This is a genomic window from Mesorhizobium sp. M0028 (assembly GCF_040323855.1).
Taxonomy (GTDB): domain Bacteria; phylum Pseudomonadota; class Alphaproteobacteria; order Rhizobiales; family Rhizobiaceae; genus Mesorhizobium.
Genome location: NZ_JAMYVG010000003.1, coordinates 137080 through 152733, shown reverse-complemented (window position 1 = coordinate 152733; position 15654 = coordinate 137080). Strand labels below are relative to the sequence as shown.

Genomic DNA, 15654 nt, shown 5'->3' with positions numbered 1-15654 from the left:
TGACCGGTGGGACAATATAAGGACCGAATGGTCAACACCGTTGGTGAAATGAGGAGAACCGAAATGCTTCGTAGCCTTGGAATAGGCGCCTCGCTCTGGGTCCTGCTGGCGACCCAGCCGGTCTTTGCGGCTGAACCTGAACAATGCAAGGTCGTGCGCATGGCCGAGCCTGGGTGGAACGACCTTGCCTTCACCACCGGCGTCACCAGCGTCTTGCTCGATGCGCTCGGCTACAAGCCGGCAAGCTCGCTTCTGGGCATCAACGTCATCTATGAATCCTTGAAGAACAATGATTTGGACGTGTTCCTTGGCTATTGGGATCCGGCGATGATCACCTATTACGAGCCCTATAATAAGGACGGCTCGGTAGACGATGTGCGCGTCAATCTCGTCGGCGCCAAATACACCTTTGCCGTGCCGACTTACGTCTGGGAGGCCGGCGTCAAGGATTTTGCCGACCTGCAAAAGTTCGCCGACAAGTTCGGCAGGAAGATGTATGGCATCGAGCCGGGCTCGAACCAGCTGATGATGGACGCCATCGCCGATAAGTCGCTGGGCCTCGATGGCTGGCAGGTCGTCGAATCGAGTGAAGCCGGCATGCTTTCCGAGGTCGGCTACGAGATCAAGGAAAAGCGCTTCATCGTCTTCCAGGGTTGGGCGCCGCATCCAATGAACACGATGTACGACTTCAAATATCTGAGCGGCGGCGACAAGTTCTATGGCCCGAACTTCGGCGCCGCGACGGTGACGACGCAGGTGCGCAAGGGCTATCTGCAGCAATGCCCGAATGTCGGGCAGTTGCTGAAGAACCTCGCCTTCGACATCGATTTCGAAAATCTCGGCATGGGCTATCTCATCAATGACGGCCTGAAGCCGGAGGAAGCCGGCCTGAAGGCCATCAAAGGGAATCCGGATAGGCTCGGCGCCTGGCTTGCCGGTGTCACCACATTCGATGGCAAGCCCGCGCTCGACGCGGTCAAGCAGCAGCTCGGCCTTTGATATCGGTCGATCAGGCTGGCTGGAACGGCCGCAAGCGCAAGGTCGGTGCCGGCTGCACTGAAACGGCCTGCGTCGAAATCGCCGGGCAGGAGCCCGCGCTGGTGCTGGTGCACGGCTTCTCCGACACGAGCCGCAGCTTCTCCTTGCTGGCGCCGCATCTCGCCGGGCGCCGGCTTATCATCCCAGACCTGCGCGGGCATGGCGCCTCGCCGGCCGGGACACGCGGCTTCGCGTCAGCGGATTTCGCGGAAGATGTGGTGAGTTTGATCGAGCGGTTGCGCCTCGAGCGGCCGGTTCTGGTCGGGCATTCCTTGGGCAGTATGGTGGCGATCGAGGCAGCAGCGCGCTATCCCGAGATGATTGGCGGCCTGGTGCTGATGGCCGGAACGGTGCGGCCGCAGATCGGTGAGGATCACCCGATGACCATTGGTGTGCGGGCACTTCGAGACCCGATATCGCCGGCCGATCCGTTCTATGACTATTGGCATGCCTGCGAGGCCGAGGTTCCAGCGGACTTCCTGACCATGGTTGCAAAGGAGGCGTCAGCCATGCCGGCGGCACTTTGGCGAGCAATCCTGGAGCAGGTTCGGCGCGTCGATCTTACCGACAAGGCGCGTACGCTGCGCCTGCCGGCGCTTGTCATTGCTGGCGGGCGCGACCTGCTCTTCGACGAAACGCACCAACAGCGGCTCCTCGAAGAAATCCCTGCCGCGGAGTTCGTGGGCGCGGCGCGGTGCGGGCATAACCCGCACTGGGAGGATCCGGCATTGGTCGCCGCAGCCATCGCCCGATATTTCAAGGTCCGGAGTAAAGCTGGATCCCAGTCGACGGCCGACGCGACCGGCAGTCCGGGCTGAGAGCAGTCATGAACCTTTCCGAATATGTGGCGTTGGATGCCGTCGCCCTGGCCGGGCACGTTCGTTCGGGCGAACTGTCCGTTGTCGAGGTCGTCGAGGCGGCTATCGAAGCAATCCAAAGCATCAATCCCGCCATCAATGCCGTGACACTGATCGATGCGGACCGGGCGCTTTCCGCGGCGGCAAGCTGCAACCGGCACGCCGCACTCGCCGGCATTCCTTTCCTGGTCAAGGACACCGGCGTGAATGTGCGGGAGTGGCCGACGACGCACTCGTCGCTCTACTTCAAGGATGCCGCGCCGAAACCCGACAGCGAGATCGTCCGGCGATGGCGGGCCGCCGGTCTGATCTTGCTGGGCAAGACAAACACGCCTGAATTCGCCAATGACTTCGTCACCGAACCCAGCTTTCGCGGCCCCACCTTGAACCCTTGGGATCTTTCGCTGACGGCGGGCGGCTCAAGCGGTGGAGCTGCTGCCGCGGTGGCAAGCGGCATGGTGGCGGTCGCCCACGGTTCCGATATCGGCGGCTCGATCCGGGTGCCGGCTGGCTGTTGCGGCGTGTTCGGCATGAAGCCGTCGCGCGGACTCACGCCTGTCGGCCCCTGTCGAGGTCAGGTCGGCGCCGGGCTCTACGCCGACAACGTCCTGTCCCGCACCGTTCGCGACAGCGCCGCCATGCTGGACATAACTGCCGGTCCAGAACAAGGAGCGCCTTACTCCGTGTCAAAATCGGTGCCGTCCTACCTGGACTGGCTGTCTTCGCCCGGCGAGCATCTGCGCGTCGCGTGCCTGGCGCACCGGCCGGATGGCGCGCCGGTCGCGCCCGAGATCGAGGAAAAATTACGTCAAGCCATGGTCCTCCTCGAGGATATGGGGCACGAGGTCACACAGGCGCGTTTCCCGCGGGAAGGCAGCGCCGAAGCGGACTGGAGCATCTTCTGGATGTCGGAGGTCGCGCGGCTGGTTGACGAGCGCGCCGACGAGATCGGGCGGATGCCGGGGGCCGGCGAAATCGAAAGCCTCAGTCGTCACGCGCTCGACTGTTTTCGACGGTCCTCGGCCGCCGACTATCTCAGGGCGCAGGACCATGTGCACAGCGCTTCGCTGGCGATGGCGAGGGCGTTCGATGCGTTCGACCTGATCATGACGCCGACCACGGCCGGCCTGCCGCCCCGGCTTGGCGCCATCCATGGCGATGGTGCTCTCTTTGATTACGAGGCTTGGGCGAGCCGGGCTTACGGCTTTGCGCCTTTCACGGAAATCTTCAACGTCACCGGCCAACCGGCCGCCAGCCTGCCGCTGTTCCAGTCGAAAGGCGGCCTGCCGATTGGCATCCAGCTCATTGGCCGCAAGAACGAGGATCACCGTCTGCTGCGCGTTTCCCTTGACCTGGAGCAGGCAACCGCATGGACGGCGCGCTACCAGGCGATCCATGCCAGACACTTTCAGGCATGAACCAGGAGGCTCCGGCGACGTAGGAGGCGTCGACGATGTTGGTTCATACCGAAATTGGGTGCTGCCCGAGCAGCGATCGCGCCGTCGGTAACAGACGCAAAACCTCCGCGGGCCTGGCGAATTCCCGTTGTACGGTCTGCTGAAGCGCCTGCCAGTCTGGGGAGGCGGCCAAGGCCGCCTCGTGGCGGGTATGCGCCTCGGCGCTGTCGAAACCGGTGATGCTGATGAAGACGTTTTCGCTGGCCCGCACCGGCAGCCGCGGAAAGCTGTTTTCGGCATGCTCGGTGACGAAGGCGGCGAGCGGTTGTCCGCCAAGTGCGGCAAGAACCGGAAGAGCCCCGGTCTGGAAATCCCTGGCGAAGCCGGCTTCGAGGCCCGGTCGCAAATGATGAATCCTGATGACAACAATTGCCTGCAAAGCACTGCTTGCGCTCGGTTTTTCGAGATCCGTCTGGGGTACTCGCTGCAATCCCGAGAGGTCGAAGCCGGCGCCCGGCCAAGCCGGTTTCAGCAGCAGCACGTCGTCGGAATCGATCATCGTGGCGTTGGCGGCGTTGCGCCAGGCCGCCCAGACCGGCCCGTCATAGAAGGCGGCCAGCGCATGCTTCCGCGCGATCATGCCGTCGAAGCCGCGCAACCAGACGAACATATCTGGCCGGTCGAGGTCGCGGAACTGGCCGATGATGGTCATGCCCGCGGTTTCCTGGCCCTCGATCAAATGATTGTCGAAGATGCCGATCAGCGTCTCGCGTCGGCCAGGTTTCAGCGTGTATTGCCGAAGTTCGACGACGGGCGAGGCGAGCAGATCGGATTTAGGCGCGGCATTCAAAGGCAGGTTCATCGCTCGATCTCAAAAACAGGACAGTCATCCTGTTTTATAAAACAGACCGGTTGTCCTGTTTTGTCAATCTGCTATCGTGTGGAAATGTCAGCAGAGACCACAGCCCGCCCAAAGGCGCGGGCTAAAAAACGCACCAATGACCCCGAAGGCATGCGCAAAAAGGTGCTCGATGTCGCCGAAGAGGCGTTTCAGGCACGCGGCTATCACGCCTCCAGCATGGGCGACCTGATGGCGACGGCGGGCGTCACCGGCGGCGCGCTGCACCACCATTTCGCGACCAAGAAGGCGCTGGCGCTAGCAGTCGTCGAAGAGCGGGTCGCCGCCGCCGTCGAGGAGACCTGGATCGCGCCAGTGCGGAGGGCCGGCTCGGCGCGGGAGGGCGTGCGCGCCGTGTTCGCGGCCGTCGCGGCGGAGCTGGAGCAGCAGGGATTCGTGCGCGGCTGCCCGCTCAACAATCTGGCGCACGAACTGTCGCTTGCCGATCCGGATTTCCGCATTGCCCTTGCCGACATTTTTTCGGCCTGGCGTCAGGCGATTGCCGACAAGATCAGGGCCGACCAGCAGGCGGGCCGGGAGCAGGGCACCGATCCGCAGCGCTTCGCAGCGCTCGCCGTCGCCACCTATTCCGGCGCCATGTCGATGGCCAAGACCGCACAGGACACAAGAGTGCTGCGCGACTGCCTGATGGCCTTGGAACAGGGAGTCACGAGGCGACGTCGCAGGATACTCCACAAAGCCCCTTGACGCCGGCAGGACAGAGGCGCCGCCGTCGCTCACTATGACCGAGGTGGGGAGGCCGAGCTCTTAATTCGGCAGCGGCTTGATCAGCTCGTAGCCGACCACGCTTTCGGCGCTGGTGCCCTCGTCATAGCGCCTGGCCACAACTGCCTGCAAGTCGGGTGCGTAAAGCGCGGTAAACTCGTCCCGCGTCTCGCCGGCCTCGCTCCTGATCGTCTGCTTGACCGCGAGCACGGAGTATTTGCATTCACCCAGGCTGAACGTCTCCTTGCCCTTGACGTTGATCTCCAGCGTCTCGGTGCCCTTCGGCGGCTTGTTCGGTGCGAGGCGGGCAAACACGATCTTGTTCTTAGCCCCCGCCTTCAGCGGGAACACCTTCCTGAGATCGGAAAACGGGATCATCGCCAGCTGCCCCGTGCTGCTGTCGCGAAACACCTCGATCAGTCCGCCGAACAGGTACTGCGACTGCGGCGATTGCGACTGGTATTTGTTGGCAACGGCCACCATTCCGCCCGCTGCCGGTCGAAATTCGCTGTGGATGCCAGGCCTTTCGAGAATGAAGCCGGCCTTGGCCGATTTGACGTCGATGCACTCGGCGCCATGCGCTGCGCTCGTCACCGCCAGAATGGCCATTGTCATGCCGATGGATGCAGTTTTCATGCCGTCCTCCTCTGCCCGCGCAAGTTGAATGCCGAAAGCAATGCCAGACCTGGGAGAACGTGTCGACATACTTTGCGAGCAACTGGACTGCCGATCCGCGTCGTGCTGAATTTTAGCGCATGATGCATCGCATTCCCGCCCTACCGGTTTCTCGGCGCAGCTTCCTGATGCAGGCAGCGGCCGTTGCCGCGGCCGGCGCCGTTTCGCGCCCGGCCTTCGGCCAGACCGGGCAGCGCATCCCGCCGATCGACGCCACCTTCCTGTTTATCGCTGATGTCCATGCCTGCCGAATGGCGAACGGATTGAGCCCGCATTGCGAGCAGGAGGGCAAGACCGACGCTGCCTTGCTGCGCAACGTCGCCGCACTCAACGGCGTCGGTGACAGACAATGGCCGGCTGAAATCGAAGGCGTTGCCACCGGCCTGCGCTCGACGGGCAACATCGGCACGCCGCTCGGCCTCGTCGTCGGCGGCGACATCACCGATGACGGCGGCGGCCAGATCACCCAGCCCAGCGAGGGCACGCAGCTGCTTCAGTTCAGCCAGCGCTACCAGCAGGGCGTCGGCCCCGACCGTGTGCACATGCCCGTCTATGTCGGCCTCGGCAACCACGACCTCGACCAGAACGGCCCGCGCTCGCATGTCGACTGGTACCGCCGCGAAATGCGCGACTATGTCGAGGTCAACCACCGCCCCGGCGTGTTCTTCAAGCCGCCTGCGCCGGCGACCGACTACGACGTCGAGACCGACTGCTATTCATGGGATTGGGGCGGTCTGCATCTTGTCCAGACGCACCGTTTTGCCGGCGATACCGGCCACGGCGCCGCCAACAGCCTGCCATGGCTGAAGCAGGATCTGGCGACCTATGCCGGCGACGGCCGCCCGGTCATCCTGTTCCAGCATTATGGCTGGGATACTTTTTCGATCGAAAGATGGGACGCCGCCGAGAGAACCTTCGACGACAGCGGCACGGGTCCGCCGCATTGGTGGAGCGAAGTCGACAGGCAGGCGCTGCTGGCCGTGCTGAAAGGCTACAATGTCGTCGGCATCTTCCATGGCCACCAGCACGCAACGCCGATGATCTACCGCCGTGACGGGCTCGACTTGTTCAAACCGAAGGCCGCCTTCATGGGCGGCTTTGCCTTGGCGCGGGTGACCGGAAACAGCATGGATGTGGTGCTGGGCGAAGCCGCCGGAAATCATGGCGAGGTCACCTTCACCAATGCATACAGCAAAAGCCTGACTTTCTTACGGTAAGAGAGGGCGCAAAAAAGGCGGCCGAGCCGCCTTTTTCCTGGTTCGCGAAGGGGGCCAGTGTCAAAGCGCCTTCTTCACCTTGTCCTTCACGTCGCCGTAAGCCTTCTGCATCTTGCCGGTCGCCTTGTCGACGTCGCCTTCGGCCTCGGTGCGCCTGTTGCCGGTGGCCTTGCCGGCGGCCTGCTTGACCGAGCCCTTGGCTTGCTTGGCGACGCCTGCCACCTGATCCTTGTTCACCATCGCGCATCTCCTGGAGTTCCGGAGTTTTATTTGCGAGGCAAACGGTCAGGCACCGCTTCGGTTCCATGCATCGCCGGACAACCGGTTGCACCCGGCGCGGTAATGCGGCTAGGCTCTGCCCGGGGGGATTTCGATGCGTTTTCGCCTTGCCTGTGCCGTTGCGACGTCCATGCTTTTGGCAGGCTGCGTCGCCGATGATGTCGGGCCGATCAACGTCTTTACGCCCGAAGCCGGCAGGCCGTCGCCGGCTTTCATTCCAGATCCGGGCGACGACGGCTCGACTGTGCTCGGCCTCGCCTTCTCCGGTGGCGGCACCCGGGCCGCGGCCTTCTCCTACGGCGTTCTGCGGGCGCTGGACGACATCGTCATCGACGAGCAGCCGCGGCGGCGCACGCTGGTCGATGACATCAGGATGATTTCCGGTGCATCAGGCGGCGCGGTGACTGCCGCCTATTTCGGCTACAAGGGCGAGGACGGCTACCGCGACTTTCGCGAACGATTCCTGATCCAGAATGCTGAGGCCGACCTTCGAACAAGGTTGTCGCCGTTCAACCTTGTCCGCGCCTACTATGGCGGCGTCAATGACCGCAGCGGTTTTGCCAAATGGCTGAACGACAATCTCTTCGACGATGCGACATTCGAGGCGTTCGCCAAGCCGGACCGGCCCATCATCTGGATCAACGCGTCCGATATCTATAACCGCACGCCATTTCTGTTCAGCTACGACACTTTCGCGGCGCTTTGTAGCGATCTCGACAAGATGCGGTTGGCTGATGCGGTCGCGGCTTCCGCTGCCGTGCCGGTGGTCTTCGCGCCGATCGTGGTTTCCGCCACCAGCCCGGATTGCGGCTACCGCAGGCCGCAATGGTTGAGCCGGGCACTGGCCGATCACAATGCCTCGATCAGGCTCAAGGCCTATGCCAGCGCGCTCGATTCCTATCAAAACGCCGATCCCCTCGACTATGTGAAATTGCTGGACGGTGGTCTGACCGATAATCTCGGCGTCACCGGCTTTACCCTGGAGCGCTCCGCCGCCGGCACCCCCTATGGTCCGCTGTCGCCGGCCGCCGCTGTCCGGTTGAGGACGCTGCTTTTCATCGTTGCCGACGCCGGCGCCGACAACGACGTGAGCTGGGCCAAGTCTATCCACGGACCGCGGCTTAGCGAGTTGCTCGACGCCGTGACGAGCACCACCATGGCGGCCGCGGTGCGCGACGAAGCCGACGCACTGAAGCTGGCCGTCTCGCAATGGCGCGGTGAATTGGTCCGCTACCGCTGTGCTTTGCCGACCTCGACCGTGGCTGCCTATCGCGGCTCGACTGCCGGCTGGGATTGCCGCGATGTTGAACTCGTGGTCCAATATCTGTCCTTTGCCGACCTCGACCAGGCGACACAGGCCAAGCTGAACGCTGTCCCGACGCGGCTGAAATTGCCGGTCGATCAGGTCGACCTCACCATCGCGGCCGGTCGCGAGGCGCTGCTGGTCAATACGGATATCACCAAGGCGGTCGCCGCCATCCGCGCTCGCGCCGGCGTCACGCCGGGGGCACAATTGGCCGCGGCACAAGCAAACTGAGCCGCTGGGCTCGACACGGAGAGACCATCTTGGCTGAATTCACGCTCTTCATCGGCAACAAATGCTTCTCGTCCTGGTCACTGAGGCCATGGCTGGCGATGAAGCATCTGGAGATACCGTTCGAGGAAGGTTTTGTGCGCCTGCGCACGCCCGAGACCGCCGCCAATCTGGCCAGGATATCGCCGACCGGCCAGGTGCCGGTGCTGAACCATCGGCTGCCGAATGGCGAGATCCGGATCGTCTGGGAAACCCTTGCCATCCTTGAATATCTTGCCGACCTGTTTCCCGACAAGAAGCTCTGGCCGGCCGATATCGGCGCTCGCGCGCACGCCCGCTCGGCGGCGACAGAGATGCATTCCGGCTTTCGCGAGGTCCGCTATGGCTGGCCGATGAATTTGCGCCGGCCAAAAGGCCACAAGCCGCTCGACGCCGAAGGTGAGGCGCAACGGGCGCGCATCGAGGATCTGTGGCGGCAATGCCGGGAAAAATACGGCAAAGGCGGGCCGTTCCTGTTTGGCCATTTCACCGCGGCCGACGCCATGTACGCGCCGGTCGTCACCCGCTTCGACACCTATGGCGGCACGCTGGCGCCCGACACCCGCGCCTATGTCGATGCCGTGCTTTCGATGCCGGCGATGCGCCACTGGTATGCGGAGGCGGCGAAGGAGCCATGGCCGGAGCCCGGCCCCGACGAATGAGCCGAGCAACCGGCGAGCTGGTCTTCCACTTCGCGGCCCGCGGCCTATCTGAAGATCGGGCAGGGGCTTTGGAGACTTCACAATGACAGCTGTTTCTTCCGCACTGGCCGGCAAGGTCGCGCTTGTCACCGGCGCCTCGTCGGGCATCGGCGAGGCAACCGCTGTGGCGCTGGCGGCCGCCGGGGCAAAGGTGGCGATTGCCGCCCGCCGCGCCGATCGCCTCGAAGCGCTGGCCGCGCGTATCGAAAAGGCCGGCGGCACGGCACTCCGTATCGCGGCCGACGTCACCAGCAACGACGATGTCACCGCCATGGTCGACAAGGTTGTCGCCGAATGGGGCCGCCTCGACATCCTCGTCAACAATGCCGGGGTGATGCTTCTGTCGCCGGCCGCCGAGGCGGTGCTCGATGACTGGCGCCGCATGGTCGAGCTCAACCTGCTGGCGCTGATGGGTGTCACCAAAGCGGCGCTGCCGCATCTCAGGGCCGCCAAGGGTCACATCGTCAATGTCTCGTCGGTCGCCGGCCGCGTCGCCAATCCCGGCGCCAGCGGCTATGCCGCAACCAAGTTCGGCGTCGTCGGCTTTTCCGAATCGCTGCGCCGCGAAGTCTACTCCGACAAGGTTCGCGTCACCGTCATCGAACCCGGCCTGGTGCGCACCGAGCTCGGCGACCATATCACCAATCCGGCGGCGAAGACTGGGCTCGACCAGCGGCTCGCCGCCATGGAGGCGCTGGCCGCCGAGGACATCGCCGCGGCCATTCTCTACGCCGTGAGCCAGCCGGCGCACGTCAACGTCAACGAGATCGTCATCCGCCCGACCGACCAGGAACGGTGAATGACGTCGGATCGTTTCGTTAGACTTCGAATCCCGCCCGCAGGAAATCGCCACACTCCTCGACCAGCCGGGACGGGTCCCTCGCAAGGTAGACGCCGAAATCCGCCATCGGCGCCGGCGGCAGGTTGAAGCGTCCGTTGAGGCTTTGGCAGTCGGGCGGCAGTCCTTCCTGCAGCAGAAGGCCGATGCCAAGCCCGGCCCTCAGCGCCGAGATCAGCGTCGCGAAAGTCGACACGCGGCAGCCGATCTTCCAGCCGAGCCCGGCCTCGGCGAGCGAGGCCAGCATTCTGTCCTGCCAGGAGCAGGCGCCTTCGAAGATGACCAGCGGAAGCTCGACCTCGTCATCGATCTCGATCATGCGGCTTGCCGCCCAGACCAGCTGTCGTGACAGATGACCTCGCGGCGCCTTTGTGAAGCGCGCCGGATCGGCCATGACGATGTCGCATTTTCCTTCGCCCAGCGACTTGCTGAGATCGGCGCTGCTGGCCGATGTCAGCTCGATCTCCACGGAAGGATGCCGGCGGCGGAAGTCGGCAATGATCAGCGGCAGCCGTGTCACCGCCAAATCCTCGATGATGCCCAGCCGGACACGGCCGACCAGCCTGCGGCCTTCTATCTCGCGCCTGGCATCGTCGCCGATCGCGATGGCCTTGCGGGCGAAGGCGAGCAGGATCTCGCCGGCCTCGGTCAGCGTCACGCCGCGCGGCGAACGGCGCAGCAGCTCGGCGCCGACTTCACCCTCGAGGCGCTGAAGCTGCATGCTCACCGCCGCCTGGGTGCGGGCAAGTCGATCGGCCGCCCGGCTCACCGTTCCCGTATCGGCCACGGTGACGAAGGCACGCAGCAGCCTGACGTCGATATCTCCAGTCATAAGAATTCCTGATAGCTGTGTCAGCACTATCAGGCTATCCGAAAGCCCGATCTGAATTCAAGGTCCGCTCGCACGAACGAAAACAGGAGCAGCCACCTTGTCCTACAGAAGAAGATTTGAGGAGTTCGGTGTCGCCTGGCCGTCGCTCGAGCGGCCTGCTTTGCCGTTCTCGCCGACGGTTCGGGTCGCCGACATCGTCTATGTCTCCGGTCAGATTCCCGAGATCGCGCAGGAGATCGCCGCGATCGGCCAGGTCGGCAGAGAGATCGATCTGGCTGCTGCGCAGAACGCCGCCCGGCTCTGCGCGGCCAACATCGTCTATTGGCTGGACAAGGAACTGGACGGCAATCTTGACCGTGTCGTGAAATTCGCCAAGCTGACCGTCTATGTGAATGCGACGGCCGGCTTTTCGGCCTATTCGGAGGTCGGCAACGGAGCATCCGAATTTCTGCTCCATGTTTTCGGCGCGCGTGGCGAGCACGCCCGCTGCTCGCTCGGCATGGCCGGCTTGCCGGCCAATGTTCCGGTCGAAGCCGACGCTATCGTGCATGTCCGCTAGGGAAGTCGCTCGAAATAGCCAGTGAAACCAGCAGGAGGCTTGGCTTGATGGATGCAAATCTTGAGGGGCGGAGGGCGCTTGTTCTCGGCGGAGGCAAGGGCCTCGGTTTCGGCGTTGCCGAAGCGCTCGCGGCGAAAGGCGCCGAGATCATCCTGGTCGGACGAGGGGAGGCGACCCTGGATGTGGCGCGGCGCGCGATCGAGGCCGCCGGCCACATCTGCTCGACCTTCAGCGCCGACCTCTCCGACCACGACAGCGTCTCCCGGCTGATCCATGCCGTCGAGGACGAGCATCAGCGGATCGACATCGTCCTGCTCAATGGCGGCGGCCCGCCGCCCTTCGCGGCCAGCGTCTTCGATGCGAGCGTCTGGGAGAAGCAGTTCACCAGCATGGTGCTGAGCCAGATGCGCGTTGCCATTTCTTTCCTGCCAGGCATGCGGGCGCGGCGCTGGGGACGCATCATCGCCGTTTCCTCGACTTCCGTCCGCGAGCCGATCCCCGGCCTTACCGCCTCGAATGCGCTGCGTGCGTCGCTCGCCGGGTGGGCCAAGACGCTGGCCGGCGAAGTGGCGGCGGACGGCGTTACCGTCAACCTGTTGCTGCCTGGCCGTTTTGCGACGGACCGGACCAAACAGTTCGACGCCATGGACGCCGCCGACAGGGGTGTCGACGCTGCCGTGATCGCCGCCGAGAGTCAGGCCGATATCCCGGCAAAGCGCTACGGCACTCCCGCCGAATTCGGTGCGGTTGCAGCATTCCTGGCCAGCGACGCCGCCGCCTATATTACCGGCGTGGCTTTGCCGGTGGATGGCGGGCTCAGTCGCGGCATGGTGTGAGGAGCAGGGGGCGGCGGCGCGAATGGTCGCATCACACAGGAACGCCCCTCGTGCCTTTTATCTGCGCGGGGGGCGTCCTGGTGATCGTCCGCCTTTTCTCAAGATCGCTCTTTCGAGAACGGCGTTCGACACCGAAAAAATGCTCCGGCGCCAAAATGGTTCCCGGCTAAGTGGTTTTTTCGGCGGGCAATAGCCCGGTTTTCGCTGTCGTATTTGCCGCCGCCGCGCATCTCCACGAGTGTTGCAAATCAAAAAATTGACACAGCGCGCAAAGAAGTCTACAAGAATTTTGTCGATGTTTGTTTGACCGACTTTTGTTATCCGCGTGCCGAGGCGCGCCTTTGACGAACTTCCCCATCAAAATCGAGACAAACGTTGTTGTGCATCCGCATGACGGCGAACGAATATTTGCCATGGAAAGGGTTCGTTATGAGCACAGGCACAGTTAAATGGTTCAACGCCACCAAGGGTTTTGGTTTTATTCAGCCTGACGACGGTTCTGCCGACGTTTTTGTCCACATCTCAGCCGTCGAGCGCGCCGGAATGCGCGACATCGTCGAGGGCCAGAAGCTTGGCTACGAGATGGTCCGCGACAACAAGTCGGGCAAGATGTCCGCCGACCAGTTGAAGGCGGCCTAAAACGGAATTCAGCCTCACCGGTGACCACGGATGTACTGGCACCGGTGAATGGCAAATTCCAGCACATGATCGCGGGAGGTTAAGTCCCCGTTCATGCGCATGAGAAGAACGTTTCTTTGCGCGTCTCTCGGGATGCGCATGCGCTCTCATGGAAGGTCAGGCGGTGCCTGGCCTTTTTCATTTTTGCGCTTCGACCGCCGAAAGAGCGCTGCTCGACGGCCCGGACGTGCTAAGAGGCTGTTTCGAAATTCGCTCTGACGGCCATCAGACGGCCGTCAGAGTAGAATTTCCAAACGGTCTCTGAGGACGTTCCAGCAATTTGAAACCGGCTGCCGTATTGCTTTGTGCGGGATCCTGGCCGAAAGACCAGTCTCGCCACTTTTCGGCGGCGCGCTCCGAACCGGGAGAAAGACCTTGACCGCAACTTCAAAAAGACCCCGCGACCAGGCCGAATCCATTTTTAGCAAGACGCGGACCCAGTCGATGTCGCTCGACCGCATCAATTCCGAACGGGATGCCGTCAGCCAGGCGCGCGAAGCCAAGACCGCGCGGCTGCGCGAACTGCGCCTGGAAAAGGAAGCCGACGACATGGCGGCAGCGCTCGCGGCCTCGCCGAAACGCGCGGGCAAACGCTGATGGCCACCAAACGCGTGCCTCAAAAGGCGATCGCCGCCGATTCGACCATCGCCGATGTCGTGGGTGAACTCGACAAGCCGGTCGAATATGTCCGGCGCGTGCTCGAAAAGCTCGAGCGCTGCCGGCGTGTCCACGGCGATGCCCAGGTGCGGCTCGGCGTGCGCGGCCGTGCCGAATGCCCCAATTATCTGATCGAATACGTCCGGGAAAACGCCAAGACGCACGAGCGCGTGACCTATCAGGACGCCGCCTACAGTGGCAGCACGCATCGCGAGCTGGCGCCCCGGCACATCGAGGAAGCCAGGAACTGGTCGCCCGAAGAAATGAACATCACGGCCGTTTCGGCGCTCATCGGCCGCCTTCGCAATCCGAATGCGCCATCATCGCGTTTCTCTGACGAGGATTGATATGGCAATCAAGTTTTCCGCCAAGGGCCAGCCAGCCGCGCCTGCTGCCGCCGTGAAGCCGGCCAAGCCGGCCGCCGCACCAAAAACCGGTGAAGCCGCCGAAGCGGGTACCGATCTGTTCAGGTCGCCGGCCGAAGCACCGCCGCGCAAGCCGAAGAAGAAATAGCACCCTTGCAGCAAAATGCCGGCCGGAAATCTGCGCCAAGGCTGCTTGCCCTGGCGGTCGCAGAGGATTTTTTGTCGCCACAAGAGGGCGCCGATCCGGTTGCCTTCGATTGCCAGACCTGTGGCGCCTGCTGCGCCTACTCGTCAAGATGGCCGCGCTTTTCAACCGAGGATGACGCGCAACTCGACCTTATCCCGCAAAAATACGTGGCTGCCGATGAAGCCGGCATGCGCTGCGACGGCGCGCGCTGTTCGGCACTGTGCGGCGAGGTCGGCAAGTCGACCGCCTGCGGCATCTACGAGATCCGTCCCGACGTCTGCCGCGCCTGCATGCCGGGCGATGACGACTGCCTGATGGCGCGCCTGGCTCACGGACTGCCGACGCTGTAATGACGGCCCTCGGGCTGGCGTCTCACTTTTGAAATTCGTCAGTCAGATGAGCGAAAGTCGCTGCGGTAGAGGCCGGGCGATCGTCCGGTCAACCGTTTGAATGCCTGCGAGAACGACGGCACCGACTCATATCCGACGGCGCACCCGATCTCGCCAATGTTCTGGTTCGTTTCCCGCAGAGCCTTGGCGGCAAGGTTCATCCGCCAGCGAGTCACATAGGACAGCGGCGGCTGTCCCACGAGTTGAGCGAAGCGACGCGCGAAGGTGGCCCGGGACTGTGCCGCGCCGCTGGCAAGGGAAGCGATAGTCCAGGGACCATCCGGCCGCTCGTGGATCAGGCGCAAAGCCTGCGCAATGCCTTTATCGCGTAAGGCGCCAAACCATCCGCCTGTTCCGAGAGGCTGATGTTCTATCCAGGCACGCAATAAGAAGATCAACGTGCTGTCGAGAAGACGTGGGGCGACAATGTCGTGACCGCCGAGATTGCTTTTTGCTTCGACCTGCAGAAGTTCCAGGGCAAGCCGCAGCGGCTCGCTGGTGTCGATCTGATCTCGGGTCAAATGGATCAGCGGTGGAAGCAGCGAAACCATCGGATATGGTCCGACGCCGTCGAGTGAATATCTCGCACAAAGAAGAGTTGTCGCGCCGCTCTCGCTTTTCGGTTCCAGTCCGCTCCGATTTGCGGAAAGGACGGCGGATATCGATGCCGTCGGTGCATCCGCCGGATTGCAAAGGGCATGCCCGATACCGCTCGCGACAAGGATGACGTCTCCCTCGCCTAAGCGGATCGGCTCCTTTTCACCGGCTAGCCGCAGCCAGCATTCGCCGTTCTGTATGACGTGGATGGCGGCATTCCTTGTCGGATCGACCGAAATACCCCATGGCCGATGCAGGGTCGCGCTGCCGATCATGGCGCTGCCAAATCTCAGCGAAGCAAGAACTTCGGACAAGGCATCCATGAGAACCATCCTCCGATGATGAATCGGACAAC

At 63.2% G+C, this 15654-nt stretch carries 20 protein-coding genes; 15 read left to right on the top strand and 5 right to left on the bottom strand.

All coding sequences use genetic code 11. From position 1 onward, the window contains the following. The first annotated feature begins 63 nt into the window (after positions 1–63). From choX to NKJ93_RS08475, 3 genes are read left to right on the top strand one after another with little or no spacing between them, the layout of a single operon-like run. Positions 64–999, top strand: coding sequence for a choline ABC transporter substrate-binding protein (gene choX, locus NKJ93_RS08485; RefSeq protein WP_352588571.1), 936 nt, complete (start codon positions 64–66; stop codon positions 997–999). Then, on the top strand, positions 996–1856 hold the full coding sequence (locus tag NKJ93_RS08480) for an alpha/beta fold hydrolase (RefSeq protein ID WP_023722736.1): 861 nt from the start codon (positions 996–998) through the stop codon (positions 1854–1856). The genes choX and NKJ93_RS08480 overlap by 4 nt, the downstream gene beginning before the upstream one ends. Positions 1857–1864: 8 nt before the next feature. Next, positions 1865–3313, top strand: a complete 1449-nt coding sequence (locus tag NKJ93_RS08475; RefSeq protein ID WP_352588568.1) for an amidase — start codon at positions 1865–1867, stop codon at positions 3311–3313. 43 nt (positions 3314–3356) lie between these two features. On the opposite strand, the gene NKJ93_RS08470 is transcribed toward NKJ93_RS08475, so the two are convergent. Then, the gene (locus NKJ93_RS08470; RefSeq protein WP_352588565.1) at positions 3357–4154 is read right to left on the bottom strand and encodes an NIPSNAP family protein; all 798 of its coding nucleotides are present in this window, start codon (positions 4152–4154) and stop codon (positions 3357–3359) included. Positions 4155–4304: 150 nt separating this feature from the next. Here NKJ93_RS08470 and NKJ93_RS08465 point away from each other — a divergent pair, with 150 nt between their 5' ends. Further along, the gene (locus tag NKJ93_RS08465) at positions 4305–4898 is read left to right on the top strand and encodes an LmrA/YxaF family transcription factor (RefSeq protein WP_352588562.1); all 594 of its coding nucleotides are present in this window, start codon (positions 4305–4307) and stop codon (positions 4896–4898) included. A gap of 60 nt (positions 4899–4958) precedes the next feature. Here the strand turns inward: NKJ93_RS08465 and NKJ93_RS08460 are convergent, their stop codons facing one another. Continuing rightward, positions 4959–5552 (bottom strand): hypothetical protein, encoded by a 594-nt coding sequence (locus tag NKJ93_RS08460; protein ID WP_023722740.1) that lies wholly within the window; start codon positions 5550–5552, stop codon positions 4959–4961. 119 nt (positions 5553–5671) lie between these two features. Here NKJ93_RS08460 and NKJ93_RS08455 point away from each other — a divergent pair, with 119 nt between their 5' ends. Beyond that, entirely contained in the window at positions 5672–6808 is a 1137-nt protein-coding gene (locus tag NKJ93_RS08455) for a metallophosphoesterase (RefSeq protein ID WP_352481755.1), read from the top strand. Positions 6809–6868: 60 nt separating this feature from the next. Here the strand turns inward: NKJ93_RS08455 and NKJ93_RS08450 are convergent, their stop codons facing one another. Then, positions 6869–7048: a CsbD family protein gene (locus NKJ93_RS08450; protein WP_352481754.1), complete on the bottom strand. Its 180-nt coding sequence runs from the start codon at positions 7046–7048 to the stop codon at positions 6869–6871. 133 nt (positions 7049–7181) lie between these two features. Between NKJ93_RS08450 and NKJ93_RS08445 the strand changes: the two genes are divergently transcribed. The 3 genes from NKJ93_RS08445 (at position 7182) to NKJ93_RS08435 (ending at position 10160) form a co-directional block, all read left to right on the top strand. After that, positions 7182–8624: a patatin-like phospholipase family protein gene (locus tag NKJ93_RS08445; protein WP_023722743.1), complete on the top strand. Its 1443-nt coding sequence runs from the start codon at positions 7182–7184 to the stop codon at positions 8622–8624. 29 nt (positions 8625–8653) lie between these two features. Beyond that, the gene (locus NKJ93_RS08440; RefSeq protein ID WP_023722744.1) at positions 8654–9322 is read left to right on the top strand and encodes a glutathione S-transferase family protein; all 669 of its coding nucleotides are present in this window, start codon (positions 8654–8656) and stop codon (positions 9320–9322) included. A gap of 82 nt (positions 9323–9404) precedes the next feature. Beyond that, positions 9405–10160 (top strand): SDR family NAD(P)-dependent oxidoreductase, encoded by a 756-nt coding sequence (locus NKJ93_RS08435; RefSeq protein WP_023722745.1) that lies wholly within the window; start codon positions 9405–9407, stop codon positions 10158–10160. A gap of 19 nt (positions 10161–10179) precedes the next feature. On the opposite strand, the gene NKJ93_RS08430 is transcribed toward NKJ93_RS08435, so the two are convergent. Further along, a complete protein-coding gene (locus tag NKJ93_RS08430; RefSeq protein WP_352481751.1) occupies positions 10180–11031 on the bottom strand; it encodes a LysR family transcriptional regulator in 852 nt (283 codons plus the stop codon). Positions 11032–11128: 97 nt separating this feature from the next. Between NKJ93_RS08430 and NKJ93_RS08425 the strand changes: the two genes are divergently transcribed. From NKJ93_RS08425 to NKJ93_RS08395, 7 genes are all read left to right on the top strand, one after another. After that, positions 11129–11590, top strand: coding sequence for a RidA family protein (locus NKJ93_RS08425; RefSeq protein ID WP_352588559.1), 462 nt, complete (start codon positions 11129–11131; stop codon positions 11588–11590). A gap of 47 nt (positions 11591–11637) precedes the next feature. Continuing rightward, a complete protein-coding gene (locus tag NKJ93_RS08420) occupies positions 11638–12426 on the top strand; it encodes an SDR family oxidoreductase (RefSeq protein WP_023722748.1) in 789 nt (262 codons plus the stop codon). Between the two features lie 429 nt (positions 12427–12855). Then, the gene (locus NKJ93_RS08415; RefSeq protein WP_010915421.1) at positions 12856–13065 is read left to right on the top strand and encodes a cold-shock protein; all 210 of its coding nucleotides are present in this window, start codon (positions 12856–12858) and stop codon (positions 13063–13065) included. Between the two features lie 414 nt (positions 13066–13479). Continuing rightward, on the top strand, positions 13480–13701 hold the full coding sequence (locus NKJ93_RS08410; protein ID WP_031195260.1) for a hypothetical protein: 222 nt from the start codon (positions 13480–13482) through the stop codon (positions 13699–13701). Next, on the top strand, positions 13701–14108 hold the full coding sequence (locus NKJ93_RS08405; RefSeq protein WP_023722751.1) for a hypothetical protein: 408 nt from the start codon (positions 13701–13703) through the stop codon (positions 14106–14108). Before NKJ93_RS08410 ends, NKJ93_RS08405 begins: the two co-directional genes overlap by 1 nt. A gap of 1 nt (position 14109) precedes the next feature. Beyond that, positions 14110–14274: a hypothetical protein gene (locus NKJ93_RS08400; protein WP_023722752.1), complete on the top strand. Its 165-nt coding sequence runs from the start codon at positions 14110–14112 to the stop codon at positions 14272–14274. A 71-nt stretch (positions 14275–14345) separates the two neighbouring features. Continuing rightward, positions 14346–14663 carry a YkgJ family cysteine cluster protein gene (locus tag NKJ93_RS08395; protein ID WP_036245865.1) on the top strand — a complete coding sequence of 106 codons (318 nt, stop codon included), beginning with the start codon at positions 14346–14348 and terminating at the stop codon, positions 14661–14663. A 38-nt stretch (positions 14664–14701) separates the two neighbouring features. On the opposite strand, the gene NKJ93_RS08390 is transcribed toward NKJ93_RS08395, so the two are convergent. After that, positions 14702–15622 carry an AraC family transcriptional regulator gene (locus NKJ93_RS08390; RefSeq protein ID WP_352588556.1) on the bottom strand — a complete coding sequence of 307 codons (921 nt, stop codon included), beginning with the start codon at positions 15620–15622 and terminating at the stop codon, positions 14702–14704. Positions 15623–15654: the final 32 nt, after the last annotated feature.

What these genes read in the sequence shown, in the direction of transcription:
- NKJ93_RS08455 (WP_352481755.1), top strand. Translation starts at nt 5,672, where the DNA reads ATGATGCATCGCATTCCCGCCCTACCGGTTTCTCGGCGCAGCTTCCTG.
- NKJ93_RS08475 (WP_352588568.1), top strand. Translation starts at nt 1,865, where the DNA reads ATGAACCTTTCCGAATATGTGGCGTTGGATGCCGTCGCCCTGGCCGGG.
- NKJ93_RS08460 (WP_023722740.1), bottom strand. Translation starts at nt 5,552, where the DNA reads ATGAAAACTGCATCCATCGGCATGACAATGGCCATTCTGGCGGTGACG.
- NKJ93_RS08435 (WP_023722745.1), top strand. Translation starts at nt 9,405, where the DNA reads ATGACAGCTGTTTCTTCCGCACTGGCCGGCAAGGTCGCGCTTGTCACC.
- choX (WP_352588571.1), top strand. Translation starts at nt 64, where the DNA reads ATGCTTCGTAGCCTTGGAATAGGCGCCTCGCTCTGGGTCCTGCTGGCG.
- NKJ93_RS08465 (WP_352588562.1), top strand. Translation starts at nt 4,305, where the DNA reads ATGCGCAAAAAGGTGCTCGATGTCGCCGAAGAGGCGTTTCAGGCACGC.
- NKJ93_RS08390 (WP_352588556.1), bottom strand. Translation starts at nt 15,622, where the DNA reads ATGGATGCCTTGTCCGAAGTTCTTGCTTCGCTGAGATTTGGCAGCGCC.
- NKJ93_RS08420 (WP_023722748.1), top strand. Translation starts at nt 11,638, where the DNA reads ATGGATGCAAATCTTGAGGGGCGGAGGGCGCTTGTTCTCGGCGGAGGC.
- NKJ93_RS08405 (WP_023722751.1), top strand. Translation starts at nt 13,701, where the DNA reads ATGGCCACCAAACGCGTGCCTCAAAAGGCGATCGCCGCCGATTCGACC.
- NKJ93_RS08470 (WP_352588565.1), bottom strand. Translation starts at nt 4,154, where the DNA reads ATGAACCTGCCTTTGAATGCCGCGCCTAAATCCGATCTGCTCGCCTCG.
- NKJ93_RS08445 (WP_023722743.1), top strand. Translation starts at nt 7,182, where the DNA reads ATGCGTTTTCGCCTTGCCTGTGCCGTTGCGACGTCCATGCTTTTGGCA.
- NKJ93_RS08415 (WP_010915421.1), top strand. Translation starts at nt 12,856, where the DNA reads ATGAGCACAGGCACAGTTAAATGGTTCAACGCCACCAAGGGTTTTGGT.
- NKJ93_RS08430 (WP_352481751.1), bottom strand. Translation starts at nt 11,031, where the DNA reads ATGACTGGAGATATCGACGTCAGGCTGCTGCGTGCCTTCGTCACCGTG.
- NKJ93_RS08400 (WP_023722752.1), top strand. Translation starts at nt 14,110, where the DNA reads ATGGCAATCAAGTTTTCCGCCAAGGGCCAGCCAGCCGCGCCTGCTGCC.
- NKJ93_RS08450 (WP_352481754.1), bottom strand. Translation starts at nt 7,048, where the DNA reads ATGGTGAACAAGGATCAGGTGGCAGGCGTCGCCAAGCAAGCCAAGGGC.